Here is a 22,066-nt window from a genome sequence, read left to right on the forward strand (position 1 = left end):
AAGAATAACCTCCTGTTTCTTTTAAAACATCCCCAAAGAAAGTGCGTTCAAAAATGAGGGATTTAACGGCTGTTCTAAGGGGACACTTTTAGTATTTCACCCTCCACTAATAGGTGGAATAAAGGCAAGTGTATCACCATCATTTACAATCATTTCATCCGTTGCAAATTCCTCATTTACAGCGGCCATCATCTGTTGGAAAGAAAGCATAGGATATTGCTTTTCCATCCATCCTTTAATTTGACCAACAGTATAATCTGATAGATTTACTCTTAACTCTGCTTCACCGATTGCTTCTTGTAAGTGTGCAAATAACAAAATGTGAATCATGAAAATTCTCCTTTCATAATGGGTGGGTTTCCTACTGGATAGGGAACGTTTTCCAATTGATCGCCAATCCATTCGGTACCATCTTCCCAAAACTCTTTTTTCCAGATGGGGACAATTTGTTTGATGCGATCAATCGCATATTCGTTAGCCTCATAGGCAACTTTACGATGAGGTGATGATACCGCGATAACAACGGCAATATCGGAAATATCCAAATGACCCACGCGATGTGTAATGGCAATTTTAACATCTGGCCATCGTTCTTCTATCTCTTTAGATATTTGTTCAAACATTTTAATGGCCATTGGTGAATAGGCTTGATATTCCAAATGCAAGGTTTTCTTGCCTTTAGTAAATTCACGTACCGTTCCGATAAAAAGCAAAATCGCACCAGCATCTCGGCTTACTACTTTTTGTTTAACCTCCTCAATATCAATTGGTTTATCTACAATCTCAAATAGCTGCATGTTCATCTTTTCCCCCTCATTTCTCTCATTAAAAATTCCATGTATTGTGTAGTATCATGAATTGAAAAACTTGGATACTTTAGTGGTTTATCTAGTGGATAGGTAGGCCAATAGAGTACACAGATGATATTGGTCACTTTTTGGAGCAAAGCTTGATCTTCGGCTGTTCGCAAAAGGACAACCTTTGGATAGTGTTCGTTCTTATATCCTTCAATCAGAATGAAGTCCATGTTAAAAGCTGCATAAATACCTAGAATATCAGCGAGCTGCCAGTTGCTTTGATGAATACTCATCCTTAGAGTACCCTCCCCTTCAACTGCAGTCACACTTGCCCCGGCTTGCTCATGACGAATACTGTCTTTCAAATTGTCGATTGCAGGAATGCCGCCATGCCCATGATGCTTTATCGTTCCGACACATAGCCCTTCAGAAGTGGCTTGTCTAATAAGCCCCTCCATTAATGTGGTTTTCCCGCTATTTTGGTAGCCCACTATCTGTAAGATTTTACGATGTTGTTCCAAGGCCACTCACTTCCTTGCAAATCTTCCAGCAATAAAACATCTACTTGCATTCCTGTTTCGTATCCTCTAGACCCTCCAGGCAATACAATTAAAGCATTGGCTTCCACCAATGAAGAAACCGCACTGGATTTATCAAAACCGGAAGGAAGTGCCACTAGTTGTCCATTTTGGTAGAAAGCCTTCCCGCGAACAAAACGGGTAAACGGATTAGCTTTCTTGAAATCACTGCCCAAAACTGCCCGCTCTTTGCGAAGATGAGGTTGTTTACTACCCTGTGCCTCCCGAATAATGGGACGTGCAAACAGTTCAAAGCCAACGTAGCAAGCGGATGGATTGCCCGAAAGACCAAATAATAATTGACCATCCCTTTGAGCGACAGTTGTTACACTCCCTGGCCGCATTGCCACTTTATTAAACAGAACGTTTGCACCAATCGCTTCATAAATCGCAGGTAAGTAATCATAATCACCTACCGAAACGCCACCTGTTGTAATCAGTATATCTACTTCCTGTAAAGCTTTTTTGACAACCTCGATACATTGATTCAGATTATCGCTAAATTTACCAAAGTATTTGACGGTTGCACCGGCACGTTCAATTTGAGCCATGATCATATATGCATTGCTATTTCGAATCTTGCCTGGCTGCAAGGATTCACTTGGCTCGAGCAGCTCGCTTCCTGTTGCAATCACACCTACAATAGTTTTACGAAAGACGGGAACTTGATCATAGCCGAAAGTAGCAAGCAATGCCACAACACCTGGGTTGATATATTGGCCTTTATTTAGAAGGATTTCGCCTTTTTGAATGTCCTCGCCCTTATAGGAAATATTTGTTCCCGCTTGAAAACTGCGTTTAATTGACATATACATTTGATTATTTTCTTCAAAACTATTTGTTAGTTCTAGCATGACAACTGCATCACATCCTTTTGGGATAGGTGCACCTGTCATAATGCGCACTGCTTGTCGAAACCCTACTTCTTTCTCAAAGAGAAAGCCTGCACCGATTTCTCCTACGACATGAAAGGTTACTGGATCTTCTGAATTTGCTTCTTGACTATCGATCGCTCGGATAGCGTATCCATCATAAGGAGAGCGATTAAAGGCTGGTACATCGTCATCTGCAGCAACCTCTTCTGCTAAAAAGCGCCCATGTGCTTGCAGTAATGGGACGAACTCTATTTTTTCTTGAAATGCAAATTCCATCACTCGTTGAACTGCATCACCCACAGCTATGGGTTCTCTTCTTTCTACCATTTGGACCCTCCTTATCCTAATAAACGATAATAAATGCTTTTAGCTTCTTGTATATCTTGAATACCATGAATCACAACTCGCCCATCACGGAAAATCACCAATCGATAATCCGGTGCTTGCAAAGATAGTAAATAAGGATTTTTTTGGATTTCGCCATATGGACGAAGTTGAATAGCGAGTTGATCTAAATTATACTCAACCGGTTTAGGTGGACGTATTTGTATGGCATCGCGACCACAGAGTATCTCTGATTTTGTTTGATTTTCATAGGATAAATAAGGATATGTAGGATTTTGGCCACAAGATGGACAATCAGTTCTGCGCATTTTTCCTACATTGATTTCATAGTGCTGATTTTGCCAAACATCAAAAGTTAAATAGGATTCCCGTCTGGCATTTTCATCACCTACCAAAAGCTTTAATGCCTCAGCCACTTGATAAGCTGCTACGATTTGAACAGCGGGACTGATAATCCCCACTGTATCACAAGTCATGCCAGTATTCGGCATTACTTTAAGCAAACAATGTAAACAAGGTGTTTTGCCTGGTACAATCGTATAAGTCGCACCATAGCTGCCAATACAAGACCCATAAACCCAAGGAATCTTGTATTTTTGCGCTAGATCATTCATCATGAAACGAACATCAAAATTGTCCGTTCCATCTAACATGATATCTACAGCTTCAATCATTTCCAATAGTCTCTCTGTAGAGGCATCAAGTATAAATTCGTTGATTTCGACCGCCGAATTAATACTTTGAAGTCGCTCTTTTGCAGCGACGACTTTTGGAACTTTTTCTTCTGCATCTTGTTCGGTATACAATTGCTGCCTTTGTAAATTGCTCCACTCTACATAATCACGATCTATTATCGTCAATTTTTTGATGCCTGCTCGAACAAGAGTCTCTGCGCTTGCACTGCCCAACGCACCCACTCCTATAATCAGGACATGTTTTTGTTTTAGCAGCTGCTGCCCTTTTTCACCGATCGGGCTGAACAATTGTTGTCTGGAATATCGATTATGCATACACGTTTTTGCCTTTCTATCTATTGAATTTTAGTTTTACCTTTTCATATATAGCATTATAATGAGTGTAAAATAAAAAAAAGGTGAACCAATTAAGATAACCAAGTGAGGTGAATCACCTATGGAAATCGCAGGTGTTGTTTTAGCTGGCGGCCAATCTTCGAGATATGGCCAGCCTAAAATGTTTGAGTTGTTTGCTGGTCTGCCTTTGTATAAACACAGTCTCAATGCCTTACAAGAAAATCAGCTTCAGCCTTTGATTGTCGCTACAAATGCCGGCTTGCAATCAAAATTTCCAGAAGACAAGATTTCAATAATTATTGAGGATCGTCCCCATCAAGGACCTCTGTCTGCCTTGCAAAACACAATAACAAATTTTCCGCAAGTCGAGTGGTTTTTTGTCGTAGCCAGTGATATGCCCTATATAAATGCAGATTTTGTCCGAACCATGCTAACCTTTATCGATGATCGGTATGATGCAATTGTTCCTAAACAAGCCTCAGGAATTCAACCACTCGCTTCCTTATATAGACGGACTGCTTTACCAAAAGCTACTCTATTACTCCAACAAAATAAGAGAAGTATGAAAGTCTTGCTGGAGCAACTTAAAGTTTGTTATGTTCCATATGAGGACGAATGCACAACCTTTGTCAATATCAATACTCAACTCGATTGGTCCCAAACTGTTGAAAAGAAGTCTCCTACGAATAATTTTACACCGAACGAAGAAAGTTTTCCTAAGATGGGCGAAAATTCAGAATAAGAAATACCACAACTCGACCGATAATTAATAGGTCGAGTTATGATTTCCCTTATGTGAATTTACTCTTTAAATTTTTCTATCCGCGAAATAATCCGGCTTTATAAAGCAATTTTTTTGTTTTTCCTTTAACCACCGATATGCGACATTTCGATTTTGGACTTTTTCCGATTTTCCACTGCCTGTTCATTTCGTATATCCGAATAGCGGTCATTTCTATTTTCCCAAACACCAGTTATGCGCTTAATTATGGATGCATCATCGACCCCGGTTCTTAATAATTCTCTTAAATTAGTTCCCTGCGTTGCGAATAGGCAAGTATATAATTTCCCTTCAGCTGAAATACGGGCACGTGTACAAGTTGAACAGAATGAATCGGTAACGGATGATATAACACCAATTTCCCCTGAATTATCTTGATACTTATAACGAGTAGCTACTTCCCCTTTATAATTAGGCTCAATAGCTTGGAGCGGGAAAACCTGGTTAAGCTGTTCAATCATTTCTTTTTTCGACACAACATCATCCATTCTCCATCCGTTTGAATTCCCTACATCCATATATTCAATAAAACGAAGAATACGCTGTTTGTCTTTGAAGAATTCTGCCATGGTAACAATGTCTTGTTCATTTACACCTTTTTGGACAACCATGTTGATTTTCACAAGCAAGCCTGCTTCGGCAGCTTTTTCAATGCCTTCCAATACGGTCTTCACTTTTCCCCGGTGACCATTCATCCCCAAAAAACGCTCTTCATTTAATGAATCCAGACTAACAGCAACTCTTGATAGCCCCGCTTTTGCCAAATCACCGGCATATTTTTTCAGTAACGTACCATTGGTTGTTATAGCTATATCCTCTACTCCATCTATAAGATGAATACGTTCAATTAATTTTGGCAAATTGGGTCGAAGTAAAGGCTCACCACCTGTAATGCGTACTTTTTTAACACCTAATGTGACAAAAATCTTTACTAAGCGCTCGATTTCTTCAAAGCTCAATATTTTATCGGACGGTAAAAAAGCGAAATCCGGGCCAAACACTTCTGCCGGCATGCAATATTGACAACGAAAATTACAACGATCTGTGACAGATATTCTTAAATCTCTTAACGGTCTGTGCAACTGGTCTAGTAGATTAGTAATTTTGAATCTCCTTCTTTCCCTCTAGTCGATTGGCTCATTTGTTGGTAATTGAATACGCTCTTTGTGTGTATAGATATTCAATGTATTTTTTCGAATAAAACCGACCGTCGTTATTCCCAGTTGTTCTGCCAATTGCAATGCCAACTCTGTGGGCGCTGATTTGGATAGTACGATTTCACACCCGATTTTTGATACTTTTAGTAAAATCTCGGACGAAATCCTCCCGCTAAATACAATAATTTTGTCCCTGATGCTAATGTTGTTTCGTAGGCAATATCCGTAAATTTTGTCTAATGCATTGTGACGCCCAATATCCATGCGACTTAAGACAATGCCGTTCACATCACATAAGGCTGCGTTATGAACACCACCCGTTTTTTGGAATGTTACCGCCCTATCCTGCATAGCCCCCATTAGGCGAAAACAATCTTGCGGAGTAATACGTACATGCACACCTTCCATTTTTTTAGATACTAATGCATCATTGGCAAAAACGAAACCTTGGCGGCTCATGCCGCAACAAGAAGTAATATGGCGCTTATTTTGAATTTGTTGATAAATGGGATTGATTTGCTTTGTTTTAATATGCACAAAACCTTCTTTTTTTTGGTACCAGATTTCATCGATATCTTCAAAACTGCGAATGATTCGCTCCGAAGCCAAGTATCCCAACACCATATCTTCTACATACTCCGGTGTGCAAACCATCGTGACGAATTCTTGCTGATTTATCTTGACGGTGACGGCGTATTCTGTGACAACCACATCTTCTACTTCTATGACTTGGTTATTTTCGATGCGCAGAATTTCTCGGGTTACTGATTTTTCCATAAGATAACCCCTTTATTCACTTATTTTATCTTCAAAAATGAAAACGGAAATAGCAAAGTCTTCTTCGATTTTGATATCAGTAAATAAATGGAGCAGCTTTGTCCCCATCAATTCTTCCATTCCTTCTGGGGCGGCTTTGGAATACAAGTCTTGAATCATGCTTGTACGTGCAGTATGCACCATTTTTAACCCTTCGGCAGTACTCGCTATAAACCTTTCTGTTGGCGTAAGATTGCCATATAAAGTTGAAATGGCCATATTCTCTGTAAAAACGGTACGAATACGGTCTGGTCCTTTACCAAATAAATCTTTGCGCAGTTTTCGTATAATGTCGTTAAATTCATGCACCTTTTTTGACATGTTGATGATTCTCCCAACGTAATTTAACTATTTTTCTTTTATTTTCGTGAAGGCACCTTATAGTTTGTTAATAATATAGCAACTTATAAAAATTTTAAAGAGGGAATTTTTCATTAATTAACAATATTGCCAAAAGTATATAATAATTATTGTCCATTTTGAATGTAAGCGCTATAATTAGTGATAATACAAATGATATTGATCTATTTTGATTCTTATGTCTTGGTTTTCCATATAAGGTGAACTGTTGCATATGGATTCTTAATATTTGCATTCACAGTCAAACAAAAATAATAGTAGATTGAATTTTTAGCAATGCCTGCTAAGAATTTTATCCATCATGAATTATCAGCATGTGAGAATCATGCCGTTTCATGGTGGATTTTTTTTATTTTGAACAAGTCGGTATAGGAAGAGCACGATATATTCACAAAAACTCTTAACAAATTTTTTGTATATCACAGACTTACTCCGCTTTACCATAAGCATTAACCTGTTTTCATATAATAGTTCAATAGCAAAAGGAGGAGTTTAGGTTGACCAACATTAAAGTTAATGGCGTGGCTTATGAAGCACCAGAAGGAGCTACAATCCTGGAAATTCTTAATCAAAATGACATAGCCCACCCACAAATTTGCCATGTACCAGCAGTAGGCCCGATCGAAACTTGTGATACATGTATCGTTGAAGTTGGCGGCCAATTAGTTCGTTCCTGTTCAACAAAAGTAATAGACGGCATGGATATCCAGCTTACTTCCGAGAAAGCGAAGGCTGCACAAACAGAAGCCATGGACCGCCTTCTGGAAAATCATTTGTTGTACTGTACTGTTTGCGATAATAACAACGGGAACTGTACATTACATAACACAGTAGAAATGATGGAAATCGAACATCAAAAATATCCTTATCAACCAAAAGTTGAACCACACGAAGTGGACATGTCACATCCATTTTATCGTTATGATCCTAACCAATGTATTGCCTGCGGACAATGTGTGGAAGTCTGCCAAAACTTGCAAGTGAACGAAACATTATCCCTTGATTGGGAAGCAGAAAGACCACGAGTTATTTGGGATACAGGCGTTAACATTAATGATTCTTCCTGTGTGGGCTGCGGACAATGTGTAACTGTTTGTCCATGCAACGCTTTGATGGAAAAATCCATGCTTGGGGAAGCTGGTTTCATGACGGGGCTTAAACAAGAAATGCTAGATCCGATGATCAATTTAATCAAAGAGGTTGAACCAGGATACAGCGGTATCTTTGCAGTTTCCGAAGTCGAAGCGGCTATGCGGAGTAAGCGTACAAAAAAAACAAAAACAGTTTGTACGTTTTGTGGTGTAGGCTGCTCGTTTGAAGTTTGGACAAAGGGGCGCAAAATTTTAAAAGTGCAACCTTCGGAAGGCCCCGTAAATGCTATTTCAACTTGTATAAAAGGTAAATTCGGCTGGGATTTCATCAACTCCGAGGAACGAATTACAAAACCATTGATTCGTAAAAACGATGAATTTATTGAATCATCTTGGGATGAGGCATTGGATTTAATTGCTGAAAAACTTGGAGGTATTCAAAAAGAATTTGGTCCTGGTTCTGTCGGTTTTATCTCTTCGTCAAAAATCACGAACGAGGAAAATTACTTGATTCAAAAAATGGCACGTCAATTATTTGAGACAAATGACGTAGATAATTGTTCACGCTATTGCCAATCCCCCGCTACAGACGGCCTGATCCGCACAGTTGGTTTTGGTGGAGATGCAGGAACGATCAAGGATATTGCAAAGGCCGGACTTGTCATTATAATCGGGGCAAACCCTGCAGAAGGTCACCCTGTTTTAGCGACACGAGTAAAACGTGCCCATAAATTGCATGGTCAAAAATTAATCGTTGCGGATATTCGCAAGCATGAAATGGCTGAGCGCTCCGACATCTTTATGCGGCCCAAACAAGGTACTGACCAAGTATGGTTAATGGCCGTAACCAAATACATGATTGATCAAGGTTGGCATGATGAAGCCTTTATTAAAGAAAACGTTAATTTCTTTGATGATTTCAAAGATGTCCTTGATAAATATACCCTCGACTATGCCGAAGAAATGACGGGCATCTCAAAAGAGGTCTTAATCGATGTTGCCAAAATGATTCGGGATGCAGACGGTACATGTATTCTTTGGGGTATGGGTGTTACACAAAATACGGGTGGTTCCTATACATCAGCAGCTATTTCCAATCTTCTTTTAGCTACCGGCAATTATCGCCGGCCAGGTGCTGGAGCCTACCCTCTTCGCGGGCACAATAACGTGCAAGGTGCTTGTGATATGGGAACATTGCCTAACTTACTGCCTGGCTATCAAAAAGTGACAGACGATCATGCACGTGCCAAGTTTGAAAAAGCATATGGCGTAAAAATTCAGCCACAGCCAGGTCGGACAAATCCGCAAATGTTGCATGCGATAATGGAAGGTAAAATGAAAGCAATGTATTTAGTAGGTGAAGATATGGCTCTTGTAGACGCTAATGCCAATCATGTAGATGAAGTTCTATCACAATTAGACTTTTTTGTTGTCCAGGATTGTTTCCTATCCCGCACGGCACAATATGCAGATGTTATTTTACCGGCAGCACCTTCTCTTGAAAAAGAAGGTACTTTTACTAATACGGAACGTCGCGTTCAGCGCCTATATCAAGTATTGCCGACACTTGGCGAGTCAAAAGCGGATTGGGAGATCCTTCAAGCAGTGGCTCATCGCTTAGGTGCGGATTGGAATTATAGCCACCCGAGTGAAATCTTTGAGGAAATGGCTAGCCTTTCTCCGATATTCTCTCAGGCGAACTACGAGGTATTAGAGAATTGGGGCAGCTTCTGCTGGGGTAGTCTTGATGGCAAAGATACACCACTACTATATGAAGATGGTTTTAACTTCCCTGATAACAAAGCTCGTTTTGCGTTATATGACTGGGTAAAGCCTGTTGAATTCGAGGCACAATACGATTGTCATATTAACAATGGCCGTATGCTTGAACACTTCCACGAAGGAAACATGACAAATAAGTCAGAAGGTATTCAATCCAAAGTGCCTGAAATTTTCGTTGAAGTATCACCCGAATTAGCGAAGGAGCGTGGCATTAAAGATGGTGCCCTGCTACGCTTAGTGTCTCCATACGGCGCTTTGAAATTAAGTGCACTTATTACCGATCGAGTACAAGGTAACGAGTTATTCCTGCCAATGAACTCTGTTAGCAAAGATTCGGCCATCAACTTCCTAACAGGTCCAGCTGCAGACATTAATACGTTAACACCCGCTTACAAACAAACTAAAGTACGAGTGGAAGTATTAAAAGCAAAAGGAAAAACACCGCTCCCTAGAACAAACCCACGCTATAAACAGCGTCATCCACAAAATGGTGTTGAAGTGCAACGTAAATGGAGTCGTCCTGGCTACGTTCACTTAACAACTAATTAATGGAATGGAGTGAAAGGCATGGCTGTACCAATTAAAACCATTAAAAAACAACAATTAACAGAAGAACAATTAAAAGAACAAAAGCTGGAAAATTTAAAACAGCTGCTTTCCGAAAATGAAGACACCGTTAATCAAGTCTTTATACTAATGGCTGAATTAAATAATATTGGCGCACTCGAAGCTGCTACAAATCTTCTCGAAGCAAAAGAAGAGGTTGCCCATATTGCGCTGGATCAGTTATCGCGTAAGCCTGTTACAAATATCATCAACAACTTAATGGGTGCTGCAGGTGCCTTATCGAATCTGGACCCGGAAACTACAACAAAGCTAATTGATAGTTTGAATTTTGGCTTGGATGAAGCAAACAAAGCATTGGCTGCCGATGAAAAAGTAAGTGTCTTCAAGTTGGCAAAAACGCTAAAAGATCCCGATGTCAATCGTGCCGTAAACTTTGGCATCCACTTCTTAAAAGGGCTTGGCAAAGGCTTAAAATAGTATGGAGGTTCCTTTAATGCTGACAAACGAAATCATTCTAAACGCTCTGAAGAAAGTTGATGACCCAGAACTTCATCAAAACATCGTTGCTTTAAATATGGTAAGGAATATACAAATTGAAGGCACCCATATCTCACTTGACGTAATCCTGACGATTCAAGGCTGTCCTCTAAAAGCGAAAATTCAACAAGATATTGAACATGCTTTAGAAAACATAGGTGCTTCAAGTATCTCGATTAAGTTTGGTGCCATGACTGCCGACGAACGTCGTAATTTGATATCTGCTTTAAAATCACAAAATGTCACAGATCAAGGGATGCCAAAAATGCTCCTACCCAATTCAGGTGTCGAATTTATTGCCGTTACTAGCGGTAAAGGCGGTGTCGGTAAGTCGACTGTTACAATTAATTTAGCAGTTGCTCTGGCCCGTCTTGGAAGAAAGGTCGGTATTTTGGATGCAGATATCTATGGCTTCAGTATTCCTGCCATGATGAAAACTACTCAAAAACCAACGATGCTTGACCAAACTGCTATTCCTGTTGTGAGTGAAGGGGTCAAAATCATGTCCATGGGCTTTTTCACAAAGGATAATCAACCTGTCATGTGGCGTGGCCCATTGCTCAACAAATGGATACGCAATTTCTTGGTCAACACTCACTGGGGTGATATAGATTATCTTCTACTAGATTTGCCACCAGGAACAGGAGATGTTGCCATCGATGTGGCGGCAACAATTCCGCAAGCACAGGAAATAATTGTGACAACTCCCCACAATGTCGCCTCCCACGTGGCATTACGTGCAGGTCTGATGGCTCATCATACTAAACACACCATTCTAGGGGTTGTCGAAAATATGGCTTACTTTGAAAATGCTGAAGGTGAAAAGCACTACCTATTCGGGCAAGGTGGTGCGGAAAAATTAGCAAATGAACTTTATACAAATGTCATCGCCCGAATTCCATTTGCCCGCCCAGAGGAGAATACAGGTTCCTCGGTTTATGATGAATTCTCGATTGTTGGAGAGGTATTTACACATCTAGCTGAAGTTATTATTTATCAAAAAGATAACAAACTGGTCCGTTCGTAATGACCCTCATAAATAAAGGAAGTTCCCTTTTACCAGTTGCAGGATTATACCCTGCGACTGGTTGTTTTTTATTTATATAGCTTCTTCTTTTATTTTGTGAACCTTTAAAAGGTCTACAGTCTAAATAGAGGTTTCACTCCTTATTGATGAATTAGATTATTTCCACATGAAAAAACATCTTCGATTGAATCAGTTGTTGACCCCTTTTCAATCGAAGATGCCTTATAAATGTCTATATTTTAAAATTTAATAACTACCTATTCATATAACCCGCTCTTTTTAAAACCTCCATAAAATAAAAGCGATAGGTATTCTGAACAAAAGTGTCTAATGGCAAACCAACATTTACTTGATATTTCGTAAAAATAAAATAACATCTTTTATCCCATTTTAAACGCAATAAGTCTCCTGCATCCTCACCATATTTCTCGGTAAATTCCATAATTAAAGGCTCAATCATATTGAAGCAGTAGTCTTTTAGACTTGTAAGAGCGTCGATATCTTTGTTCTTTTGAAAACGTGTTATCCAATCAACTAATTGCTCACACATGATCGAGCTCCCTCCTTCTATCTATCGAACTCTTCCCATATTAGTATAGCTCGATTCATTCTACTGAATCGGTTCCGGTCAATTGTGAAAATTAGGTAAAATATTACTGCCGAATATAAAAGAAAAGGATGTCTTTAAACTCGATATGACAATCCCTATCATTATGTTAATTTACAAGTAGCTCCAATTCCTTTTCAAGTGCTTTCTCAACAGTTGCATAGTTATAGCCTAGATCCTTGGCAATTGCTTTATGTGTAACATAACCTTTTGCAATATTGACTCCGCGCTTCAATACCTCATTTTCGGATATAGCCTTGCAAACGCCTTTATTCGAAATCTGAAGAGCATATGGTACAGTTACATTTGTTAGTGCAATTGTTGATGTTCGTGGAACTGCACCAGGCATGTTGGCAACCGAATAGTGAATAATATTATGCTTTTCAAATGTTGGGTTATCATGTGTTGTTACGTGATCGATTGTTTCAACAATCCCACCTTGGTCAATAGCCACATCAACAATTACAGAACCCGGTTTCATTGTTTTTACCATATCTTCCGTTACAAGTTTAGGAGCTTTGGCGCCGGGAATTAATACGGCACCAATCAATAAATCAGCGTCTTTAACAGCATCTGCAATATTATAAGGATTGGAGATTAGTGTCTTAATTTGATTTCCGAAGATATCATCCAGTTGACGCAATCGATTAGCATTCAAGTCTAGAACAGTCACGTCAGCACCTAGACCAACAGCTATTTTTGCGGCATTTGTACCTACAATACCTCCACCTATGATTGTTACTTTTCCTCGAGATACACCGGGAACACCGGACAGAAGAATTCCTTGACCTCCATGTGATTTCTGAAGGAATTGTGAACCGATTTGAGCCGCCATACGACCTGCAACTTCACTCATCGGCGTTAAAAGTGGAAGAGTGTTGTTCAATTCAACTGTTTCGTATGCAATAGCAGTAACACCTTTATCGATAAGCGCTTGCGTTAATTTTGGATCTGCAGCCAGATGCAGATAGGTAAAAAGAATAAGACCTTCACGAAAATAATCATATTCGCTCCTAAGAGGTTCTTTTACTTTCATCACCATATCTGATTGAGCCCACACATCTTTTGCAAGTTCCACTATTATTGCACCGGCATTTGAGTAGTCCTCATTCGTAAAACCACTTCCAATCCCAGCCTCTTTCTCTACTAAAACTGTATGTCCTGAATCTACAAATGAAGTAACTCCAGCTGGGGTAATCGCCACTCTGTTTTCATTATTTTTAATCTCTCTTGGAATTCCTACTATCATAATTCTTCCTCCTCGTATAATCCCTAAAATCAAAAATTCCTCTCACTTAGGGTAGATATCATCTAAAAGCATTGATTTTTCCATCGATTAATCTTTTTTAACCTGGATAGTATCCCTATTCAGGATGGATAGTGTCAGTTTGTTCTATGTTTTGAGATGACCTTGCATTAAATCTTTGCACATATTTTTCTCCTGCATTGTAGCTGAGGTCCAAAGCTTTTGAAGCTAAATAAATGGAAAGGATTGATAAAACGGATTTGGTGATACCAAATAGAAAAACGGAACATAAGACAATAAAAGCGTTGAGCATAAACATTACTTTTCCTGTAGTCAACTTTGGACGCAAACGATTAATGATTACACATACGATATCCAGTCCACCTGTGGAACCGCCAGCAAGTAGAATTATGGCAATAGCTGTCCCGCTTAATAGTCCCCCTACAATACTCCCGATCACGGGCTGATTTACTATAGGAACATGTTCGAATAATAAAAGAAATAAAGAAAGGAATGTCATTCCCATAAAGCTATAAAATATGAATCTCAAACCAATAAACCTTAATCCTAGTAAAAATAGCGGTATATTCAACACGAAATATAATAAACCGGTTGATAGTGGCAGAAATTGATTCAGTAGCAGCACTACCCCGCCTAGGCCGGGTGCCATAATATCATTAGGCTGTAAGAGCATATTAAAAGCTAAAGCAGCTAATGCTGCCCCGAATGCAATAATGCTTGCTCTGTTCAAGAAAGTTGTTATCGCTTGTTTTTCCATCATGCTTTAGCAAGTAAGTAAGCCATTTTATCGATTGCTGTTGCAATATCTTCTTCCGTATTATAAAAATGCGGAGCTATCCTGATCACATCATTCCGTGCTGATACGATGACGTTATCTTGACGTAATTGCTGCTCCATTTTTGCTGCATTCGGGATAAAAATGGCAGTATTCGATGCTTTATCATTCAAATCTTCAGGACTAGCAAGCTTAAAATCTTTTTCTTTTGCATAATTTATGGCGAAGGAAGATAGACTGGATAAGTATTTCTCAATTCTATCAACACCTATCTCATTTAATAGAGTTAAACCTCCTCTTGCTGCGTACGCATTGATCATTGGAGGGGTTCCTGTATTAAACCTTTTTGCACCCTCTGCGTAGTCTAATTGTTTTATATCGAAGGCAAATGGCGATACACGTCCAAACCACCCAGTTGTAGAAGGCTCTAATTGTTCAGCAATCTCACTTTTCACATATAAAAAGGCAATGCCCGGAGTACCTAGCATGAACTTTTGACTTCCTGTTGAGAGAAAATCGATATCCATTTCTTTAACATCTATCTCAACGCTTCCTGCAGACTGGTAAGCATCGACAAATAAATAGGATCCTTTAGAGTGAACTTTCGAAGCTATACTTTTTAAATCTTGTTTAAAGCCGTTATAATATGAAACATGAGAAATAGAAGTAACAAGTGTATGGTGATCCACATACCCATCGTAGCTTTCCAAGGCTATTTTATTATCAACCGCAGGAATAAAATCCACCTTAGCCCCTCGCTTTTTCTGGGCCAGCCAAACGTGTCCGATGCTTGGGAAGTCTAGTTCAGTTGTAACGATTTTATTACGCTGCCCATCAAAATTAAGTGCTGAAGCAACCGTTGATGCTGCATCGGAAACAGATGATAAAATAGCGATTTCTTCAGGTGAAGCATTTATCATTTTAGCGAATAAAGCTTTGGTCTCTTCCACACAGACCATCCACTTATTCCAATCCATTCCTTCAGAAATCCAGGTTTGCATAAACTCATCCAAGGATTGCTGGACTTGAATACTTAGTGCACTCTGAGAACAGCTCGAGAGCTGTACTTTTTCCTCTAGTATGGGGAAATACTTTCTTTCTTTACTAAAATTCATTTTCTTCATCCTTTTTAATTTATTTTTTGGAACCGCCACTAATTTTAAAATGTAACTGCGATGTTTATAAATCTAGCTATATCCACTTGAGAAGATAATCTTTCCAAAATATCAGATTCCATACCTTATATCAGTGCCTTCAACAATTGTCATATATAACAATCAGTACGGACCGTAATGGATGTATACAGCAATTCCTACTAGAAATGCACCTGCTAAAGTCCAAATCAAGAATAAAGGAAGCACAAACTTAAACCATTGAACAAAAGAAACCTTTCCTATTGCTAAACAAGCCATTAATGTACCTGAAAGAGGTGTGATGATATTGGTAACGGATTCTCCTAATTTAAATGTCAAAAACCCTGTCTGCCTTGTAATATCCAACATATCCATTATCGGCACCATAATTGGCATAACAATCGCCGCTTGTCCTGATCCGGAAGTAATAATGCAATTGAACAATAAATTAAATACATACAGCAACTGCATGGCTATCCCTGGAGGGAACTGATCTAGCACGGCTGTTGTGTTACTGACAATTGTATCAATAACGTGCCCTTTCTCTAATATGATAATCACTGCTTTTGCTACTCCAACTACCAACGCTCCATACATTACTCCATTAGCGCCTTTCATAAATATGCCAACAAATTGGTTCGGAGAGATTTTTGAAACCACTGCAACTGCAATTGAGAGCATAATGAAAATTGCCGACATTTCGTATAAGCCCCAATCTAATTTAAATGCCCCGTATAAATAGGTTCCGAAAAATAAGAAGAACAACACGATGACAATTTTCTGTTGTAGCGAGAATCGCTTATTCTGAATAACTTCCTCATTCTCGTTTCCATGCACAGCTGAAAAATCTGCTCCAATCAAGCTTTTAGCAGGATTTTGGCGTACTTTTTTTGCGTATAAGCAAATATACAAAATAGTAATTGATACAAAAACAATGAAAATGACTACCCGAAATAGTACGCCAGAATAGATTGGAAGTTCTGCGATGGTTTGCCCCAATACAGTAACGACTGGATCAAATACCCCTGCAGCAAGTCCTGCATAAGATCCCAGGAAAACAATTGCTACTGCCGCTAGAGGATCAAGATTTAAAGAACGAGCAATGATTATTCCTATCGGCACAAAAGCAATTGCTAAGTTCCCCCCAATTCCCAATGAAGATAAAACGGCAAATATCCCTGCAAATACCGTAATTAACAATAGGTAATTACCTTTCGTTGCGTTAACAAGAGAATTTATACCTGCCTTAAGAGCACCACTTGCATCGATTAAAGCTATGGTACCTCCAACTACGAGAATTAAGAATATAATATCTGCTGAACTGGAGAGTCCTTCTGCAATGGAAGAGAACAATTGCATGATAGATAATGGCTCACTCTGAATGTAAGAAAAGCTCTCTGGGTCTATCTGTGTAATTCCTCCCTTTTCAATTCTTTCATATGAACCTGATGGGATGATAAAGGAAAAAGCATAGCTTAAAACCATGAAAATAAACAAAATAACAAAGACATCGGGCATCTCTATTTTTTTCTTTTTCTTTAGCTCCTTTGCGCTAACAATTAGTGCCTCTTTTTCCATCAAATGACCTCCTTGTAAATTATATTTACCTGCTTATGTGGACTTCCCCCTTCGATTAGAAGATACTTCAGAGGTTGAATTTTTGTGATGTCCTATTTGTTATACTTCCTTCCGAGAGTGTCGATTACGTGACTAGTACATTTTATTCCGTTAAAAAAGTAATCTAAATCCAGATTTTCGTTAGGTGAATGATTTCTTTGATCGAAATTTGCATATGGCATAATTATAGAAGGGGCTCCTAGGATGCCGGTCCATACATAATCAGGAACTGAACCCGCAAGGCTGGGTTGAATAATGGGCTCTTTGTTATAAGATTCAGAGATTGCTTGGGTAACAACTTTTACAACTTCAAGATCTGCTGATGTCCTTGATGGTTTCATGGATCCCAAAAATGTCACTTCGATATCAGGATCATGTAGTTGTACGTGATGATTGATTTTATTGAGGATATCCTCGGGATCCTGATCGACTACAAGCCGGAGATCCAACCTTACAGTCGCAGTAGATGGAATTAATGTTTTCAAGCTTTCACCGGTATATCCGCTTTTGAACCCGCTAATATTAAAAGTTGGTTCCATCGTTAACTTGTGGTAATAGTTCTCTCCGGTCATATCTAAATGTGGATATCCAATTTTAGCGCCGATATCTTTAGCATCATAAGGCAACAGTTGGAGCAGTTCCTTCTCCCGTTCAGTAGCAGGCCTAATATTATCATAAAAGCCCTCAATCAAAACCCGGCCATCAGGACTTCTCATCGTATTCAAGAGATTCATTAATTTCCAAGCCGGATTAGGTAGAATATTGCCTGTATTACCGGAATGGTTGTCCCATTCGGCCACTTTTGCCTTTAATTCAAGAAACAAAATCCCTCTTACTCCCAATAGAATAAGTGGAGAACCACTGTAATGAGAGGATCCGTCGGATGTATAAACAAAATCCGCCTTTAACATATCTTTGTGCTCTTCTATGAAAGTGTTTAAATTAGGACTTCCTATCTCCTCTTCTCCATCAAATACAAATTTCACATTGATTGGAATATCCCCTATGGCTTCCTTATATGTTTTAATGGCAAGAATTTGAGCCATTAGCTGCCCTTTGTTATCTCCTGCTCCCCTAGCATAGATTCGATTGTTTCTTATTGTTGGTTCAAAAGGAGGAGATTCCCATTCATCCACTGGTCCTGGCGGCTGAACATCATAATGGCCATAAATTAGCATCGTAAAATTACTTTCATCCTTGACGATTTCACCATAAACAACTGGGTTTCCTCTAGTTTGTATTATCTCGGTGTCTATTCCGATATCATCCATCATCCTTTTGAGTAGAGTGGCACACTCATTTATCGCCTCATTATTTGTACTAACACTTTCTTGTCCTAAAAAAGTAGTTAATTGATCGATATATTCATATTTTCTGTTTGTAAGGATTTCATTAAAACTATCTAGGAACATGGTAATTATCCTCCTTGAATTTAAGTAATATTAGAAAAGATTGAAAACTAGTCGTTTACTTGTTTAGTTACCTACACTGGTATTGGCACCTAATGCAAATTCAGAAGATTGTTTTTGCTATTACAACCACTCCCCTTTTCGTTGTTAAAGATAATGTATTTAATTTATGTTACTATGGTTATACCGAATATTCTGAAAAATTTATGTAAAGTATTTTACAATTTTTTTAATATATTTATAATTGAATAAAAAAGAGTGATAGGACAAAAAAATAGGATTTCAGTAGATGTGACAATTTGTTTCCTGAGAACACAAGCAATATCTTATTTTATAATCTTTAAATTTAATAATAAAGGTGTGATAAATCAATGGATTATATCTTTTCTAATGAAAGCTCTGCATCACCATGGATTGAAAATCTTGACTTTAATTGGAAATCTCTTGTCTCGTTAGGCCAAACCATCAAATTCAAAAAGAATCAATACGTTTTTATCCAGGATCATGCTATAGATTATGTTTATATCATCTTAGAAGGGAGAATTCGGCTGGTTCTACTATCTACCTTTGGTGATGAAAAACATATTGTAATAATTGGCAAAAACGGGATGGTTGGTGAATGTAGCCTATTTGCCGATCATACTTATACAAATAGTGCTATTGCATCTAGTAATGCTACGCTTGTTAGAGTTCCGGTTAAACAATTCCAAAAAGTTATAAGTCATGATTTCGCATTAAGTTCACAAGTAATGAAATTAACGAGTTTAAAATTTCGTGTTGCCGCCTATCATAGTTTACAACTCAGCTTTACTTCGGCTAATCAAAGAATTGCAAATAGTCTTCTGCAGCTGGGATTAGCCTATGGTGAAAAAAACGGTAAACGAATAAAGATAGCTATAAACTTTACTCATCAAGAAATGGCATACCTTGTTGGCACATCACGTGTTACCGTATCTAATACAATGACTCAACTGCAACATCTGGGGATTATATCCAAAGTCTCAGGGGGGTATCTTATTGAAAATGTTGAGGAATTAATGCAATTTACAAAAGAAATTTAATAAGAACAGCTCATCATCAAGGAAATACATATGAAAAAGAACACCAGGACTAATTTGTTTATGCGATATTGGGATATGTAATAAATTATATATACAACATTAAATACAGCTCAATTCAAAAAGAAAAAGAGCTGTTTGTCAGCTCTTTTACCCAGATTATTTGCTAAACCCTTTCTACATATCAATTTCTATCTCTTTGATAAATGAGAGAACTGCTTCTCTCATCTGTTCTATTCCTGGTTCTTCTATAGGAAAATGGCCGGCTCCTTCCAAAATCACATATGCTTTCTTGCATTTCAAACGATTATAAAATGGCTCACTTAATTCAAACGGCGTCATCGGGTCTAATTCTGGATGGACTAATAATATAGGGCAACTGTCGAAATTCTCGGGTTCTACCAGTGGCTTCATATTTAAGAAAGTTCTTAGAAAACGAAATGAAATTTTTGTTCCTGCTGCTAAAGGATCATTGATAATGAATTGAGTCAGTTGAGAGTTGTTAGTGATTAATTTCATTCTCGATACCCTTGAAACAGAAATTCGAAAAGAATCCAAAAGATATGGAAATGTATCCATTATAAATTTACCTGAACGGCTCATTACTTTATTTGGAGCAATTTGATCACGAACTTTCGATTTACTTGTATCCACAAAAGTCGTTACGATTAGCCCTTTAACCTTTTTATTCCTACTGGCCGCATGATAAGCAAGCATGCCTCCGATACTGGCTCCCAGTAAAACGATTGGTTTACCGTCTTGTTCAATTTCCCGTTCGATTAAATCCGTAATGATTTGGATCCAGTGTTGGTAATCGATTGATGTTATTTGCTTCGCGGAACTGAGACCATATGGAGGGAGATCTGGTGACACAACTTCATATCCATGTAGTTGCAGCATTCGTGCGTAAGGTGCCAAGAGTCTACCGTTTCCACCTGCTCCATGAATCATAATCACTTTGGTCTTTGATTCTGGACAGGGCAATCGATCTAGATGAATCTGACAATCATTCCAATTCCACCATTCTTCAGTCGGTAGATTATTCTCTTTTATTTGCAGTTCATCGGAAAAAAATGCCTGATAATGTTTCCAATAGACTTCGGTATCATTGTATGTTGGACGCTCAATGAAAGAATCCATGCTCTAGCCTCCATAACCCGATATTTATTTATGATTCCAAATAGGCACTATTTCTGATTTTCATTTATTAATACTACTACGGAGCAATTAGTAGGATTTCTACTTTATTTTAAACCTCGTTTTCAAACTAATTTCCCTCTTATACAAACAGTGCCAACTAATTTTACTGATTTTCTTTAATACAAAAGATAAAGCGATCATCCGGATTCCAAACATGCAGGCTATCAGCAAGGTATCCACGCAACCATAACACGCCATCTATTTTTCGAATATAAAACCCTTTAGGAAAATCATCGTCATCTCTTACTAACTCAGATGCTATTGTGATGGACCCGGAAGGAGCTGAATTTTGCAGAGAAAGTTGATTGGTATTCCCTTCAGTCTGATCTAGATACTCTAGTCTTAAATAAGGTCCAAGCTCAAGAGGACACAATTTCAAACCAAGTTCGTTCGCTTGATTAAAAAGCTGAGGCAAAGTGGCTCCTTCAGGAAAACCAAGTTGTCTAACAGTTAGTTCAACGATCTGTAGACTGTACTTTGTCTCAGAAGTAGTAAATAAACCATCAAAAAATAATCTTTCGCCATAATTGTTCATCATGATGGAGTGTTGTTTAAACTGTTCCATCAACTGAAACTTAGTTAGCCCGCCTATTTCTAGAGTTCTAGTTATACCTGGTCCATCAGGGGATAATTTCATAAGTTCGCTCCTTACATACTATTAATTTAGGTACCTATATATTTAATTTTAGGAATGGTTAGTTAAAGTATTGTCTTAATAACCCTAGAGTTCTTTTCCAGTCAATATTTTATATAAATTTTCCGAGTCCTTTATTGGTAGTTTTATATATTTTGATTGTCCCTCAGCCACAATCTCCAATCTGTCTCTATTTGGAGTAATCCATAAAGCGTAGTTAACCGACTCCCAAATAAAACGATAATCAGGAGGATGTTCCATCGACACCATAATGTTTTCTTCCCATTCAGATTTTTTTATTATTTCGACAACAGTCTTGATTTCATCAGAGTTAACAAGCTCTTTTAAACTTGTGAACTCATCGCCTTGCCGTTCTTTAACTATTATTTTTTCGCTAGGCTTTTCATGAGATGCCTCGGTTTGTTCTTCTTTTGTTAAATTTATAGATTCCTCTTGATTACATCCGGCTAAACTAATTCCTATACAGAATATTAAAAACAGTTGTTTCTTCAAAGTTTAAAATCCCTTCTTCTACTATCCTGACATTGAATTAAGTATTTCTACAAAGCTTATTTAAATATTAACATAAATATCCATTTCCCTCCTATCAAGATGTTGACAA

General features: G+C 38.3%; 22 protein-coding genes. 5 read left to right on the forward strand and 17 right to left on the reverse strand.

All coding sequences use genetic code 11. From position 1 onward, the window contains the following. Positions 1–96: 96 nt before the first annotated feature. Genes moaD through QYB95_RS03505 form a run of 5 tightly spaced genes read right to left on the reverse strand, consistent with a single transcriptional unit; the run spans position 97 to position 3,605 of the window. Complete coding sequence (gene moaD, locus QYB95_RS03485; RefSeq protein WP_301136711.1) at positions 97–330, reverse strand: molybdopterin converting factor subunit 1; 234 nt, start codon at positions 328–330, stop codon at positions 97–99. Continuing rightward, a complete protein-coding gene (locus QYB95_RS03490; RefSeq protein WP_301136712.1) occupies positions 327–803 on the reverse strand; it encodes a molybdenum cofactor biosynthesis protein MoaE in 477 nt (158 codons plus the stop codon). Before QYB95_RS03490 ends, moaD begins: the two co-directional genes overlap by 4 nt. After that, positions 800–1,324: a molybdopterin-guanine dinucleotide biosynthesis protein B gene (gene mobB / locus QYB95_RS03495; protein ID WP_425609169.1), complete on the reverse strand. Its 525-nt coding sequence runs from the start codon at positions 1,322–1,324 to the stop codon at positions 800–802. Before mobB ends, QYB95_RS03490 begins: the two co-directional genes overlap by 4 nt. Next, a complete protein-coding gene (locus QYB95_RS03500; RefSeq protein WP_301136714.1) occupies positions 1,288–2,577 on the reverse strand; it encodes a molybdopterin molybdotransferase MoeA in 1,290 nt (429 codons plus the stop codon). Before QYB95_RS03500 ends, mobB begins: the two co-directional genes overlap by 37 nt. Positions 2,578–2,588: 11 nt before the next feature. Continuing rightward, on the reverse strand, positions 2,589–3,605 hold the full coding sequence (locus tag QYB95_RS03505) for a thiazole biosynthesis adenylyltransferase ThiF (protein ID WP_301136715.1): 1,017 nt from the start codon (positions 3,603–3,605) through the stop codon (positions 2,589–2,591). A gap of 121 nt (positions 3,606–3,726) precedes the next feature. On the opposite strand from QYB95_RS03505, the gene mobA reads away from it, so the two are divergent. Then, positions 3,727–4,368 (forward strand): molybdenum cofactor guanylyltransferase, encoded by a 642-nt coding sequence (mobA, locus tag QYB95_RS03510; protein ID WP_301136716.1) that lies wholly within the window; start codon positions 3,727–3,729, stop codon positions 4,366–4,368. 125 nt (positions 4,369–4,493) lie between these two features. Here the strand turns inward: mobA and moaA are convergent, their stop codons facing one another. The 3 genes from moaA to QYB95_RS03525 are packed head-to-tail and all read right to left on the reverse strand — an operon-like array spanning position 4,494 to position 6,701. Then, positions 4,494–5,510, reverse strand: a complete 1,017-nt coding sequence (gene moaA, locus QYB95_RS03515) for a GTP 3',8-cyclase MoaA (protein ID WP_301137054.1) — start codon at positions 5,508–5,510, stop codon at positions 4,494–4,496. A 21-nt stretch (positions 5,511–5,531) separates the two neighbouring features. Beyond that, positions 5,532–6,341 carry a formate dehydrogenase accessory sulfurtransferase FdhD gene (gene fdhD, locus QYB95_RS03520; RefSeq protein ID WP_301136717.1) on the reverse strand — a complete coding sequence of 270 codons (810 nt, stop codon included), beginning with the start codon at positions 6,339–6,341 and terminating at the stop codon, positions 5,532–5,534. A 12-nt stretch (positions 6,342–6,353) separates the two neighbouring features. Then, on the reverse strand, positions 6,354–6,701 hold the full coding sequence (locus QYB95_RS03525) for a Na-translocating system protein MpsC family protein (protein ID WP_301136718.1): 348 nt from the start codon (positions 6,699–6,701) through the stop codon (positions 6,354–6,356). A gap of 536 nt (positions 6,702–7,237) precedes the next feature. Here QYB95_RS03525 and fdhF point away from each other — a divergent pair. Genes fdhF through QYB95_RS03540 form a run of 3 tightly spaced genes read left to right on the forward strand, consistent with a single transcriptional unit; the run spans position 7,238 to position 11,744 of the window. Beyond that, a complete protein-coding gene (gene fdhF, locus QYB95_RS03530; RefSeq protein ID WP_301136719.1) occupies positions 7,238–10,162 on the forward strand; it encodes a formate dehydrogenase subunit alpha in 2,925 nt (974 codons plus the stop codon). 18 nt (positions 10,163–10,180) lie between these two features. Further along, positions 10,181–10,657 (forward strand): helical membrane plugin domain-containing protein, encoded by a 477-nt coding sequence (locus QYB95_RS03535; RefSeq protein ID WP_301136720.1) that lies wholly within the window; start codon positions 10,181–10,183, stop codon positions 10,655–10,657. A 16-nt stretch (positions 10,658–10,673) separates the two neighbouring features. Then, positions 10,674–11,744 carry an Mrp/NBP35 family ATP-binding protein gene (locus QYB95_RS03540; RefSeq protein ID WP_301136722.1) on the forward strand — a complete coding sequence of 357 codons (1,071 nt, stop codon included), beginning with the start codon at positions 10,674–10,676 and terminating at the stop codon, positions 11,742–11,744. Between the two features lie 253 nt (positions 11,745–11,997). Here QYB95_RS03540 and QYB95_RS03545 read toward each other — a convergent pair whose 3' ends face one another. From QYB95_RS03545 to QYB95_RS03570, 6 genes are all read right to left on the reverse strand, one after another. After that, a complete protein-coding gene (locus QYB95_RS03545; RefSeq protein ID WP_301136723.1) occupies positions 11,998–12,294 on the reverse strand; it encodes a hypothetical protein in 297 nt (98 codons plus the stop codon). Between the two features lie 166 nt (positions 12,295–12,460). Further along, positions 12,461–13,600 (reverse strand): alanine dehydrogenase, encoded by a 1,140-nt coding sequence (gene ald / locus QYB95_RS03550; RefSeq protein ID WP_301136724.1) that lies wholly within the window; start codon positions 13,598–13,600, stop codon positions 12,461–12,463. A gap of 115 nt (positions 13,601–13,715) precedes the next feature. Beyond that, positions 13,716–14,378, reverse strand: a complete 663-nt coding sequence (locus tag QYB95_RS03555) for a YitT family protein (protein WP_301136726.1) — start codon at positions 14,376–14,378, stop codon at positions 13,716–13,718. After that, a complete protein-coding gene (locus tag QYB95_RS03560) occupies positions 14,375–15,508 on the reverse strand; it encodes an aminotransferase class V-fold PLP-dependent enzyme (RefSeq protein ID WP_301136728.1) in 1,134 nt (377 codons plus the stop codon). The genes QYB95_RS03555 and QYB95_RS03560 overlap by 4 nt, the downstream gene beginning before the upstream one ends. A gap of 162 nt (positions 15,509–15,670) precedes the next feature. After that, positions 15,671–17,104: a YfcC family protein gene (locus QYB95_RS03565; protein ID WP_301136730.1), complete on the reverse strand. Its 1,434-nt coding sequence runs from the start codon at positions 17,102–17,104 to the stop codon at positions 15,671–15,673. Between the two features lie 92 nt (positions 17,105–17,196). Beyond that, entirely contained in the window at positions 17,197–18,555 is a 1,359-nt protein-coding gene (locus QYB95_RS03570; protein WP_301136732.1) for a M20/M25/M40 family metallo-hydrolase, read from the reverse strand. 368 nt (positions 18,556–18,923) lie between these two features. Here QYB95_RS03570 and QYB95_RS03575 point away from each other — a divergent pair, with 368 nt between their 5' ends. Next, complete coding sequence (locus QYB95_RS03575) at positions 18,924–19,613, forward strand: Crp/Fnr family transcriptional regulator (RefSeq protein WP_301136734.1); 690 nt, start codon at positions 18,924–18,926, stop codon at positions 19,611–19,613. Positions 19,614–19,787: 174 nt separating this feature from the next. Here QYB95_RS03575 and QYB95_RS03580 read toward each other — a convergent pair whose 3' ends face one another. The 3 genes from QYB95_RS03580 to QYB95_RS03590 all read right to left on the reverse strand — a co-directional run bounded on the left by QYB95_RS03580 (position 19,788) and on the right by QYB95_RS03590 (position 21,957). Next, positions 19,788–20,750, reverse strand: coding sequence for an alpha/beta hydrolase (locus tag QYB95_RS03580; protein WP_301136735.1), 963 nt, complete (start codon positions 20,748–20,750; stop codon positions 19,788–19,790). 163 nt (positions 20,751–20,913) lie between these two features. Then, complete coding sequence (locus QYB95_RS03585) at positions 20,914–21,447, reverse strand: helicase (protein ID WP_301136736.1); 534 nt, start codon at positions 21,445–21,447, stop codon at positions 20,914–20,916. A gap of 84 nt (positions 21,448–21,531) precedes the next feature. Beyond that, positions 21,532–21,957, reverse strand: a complete 426-nt coding sequence (locus QYB95_RS03590) for a hypothetical protein (RefSeq protein ID WP_301136737.1) — start codon at positions 21,955–21,957, stop codon at positions 21,532–21,534. Between the last annotated feature and the right edge of the window lie 109 nt (positions 21,958–22,066).

It is taken from the genome of Ureibacillus aquaedulcis, from assembly GCF_030418165.1.
Lineage (GTDB): Bacteria > Bacillota > Bacilli > Bacillales_A > Planococcaceae > Ureibacillus > Ureibacillus aquaedulcis.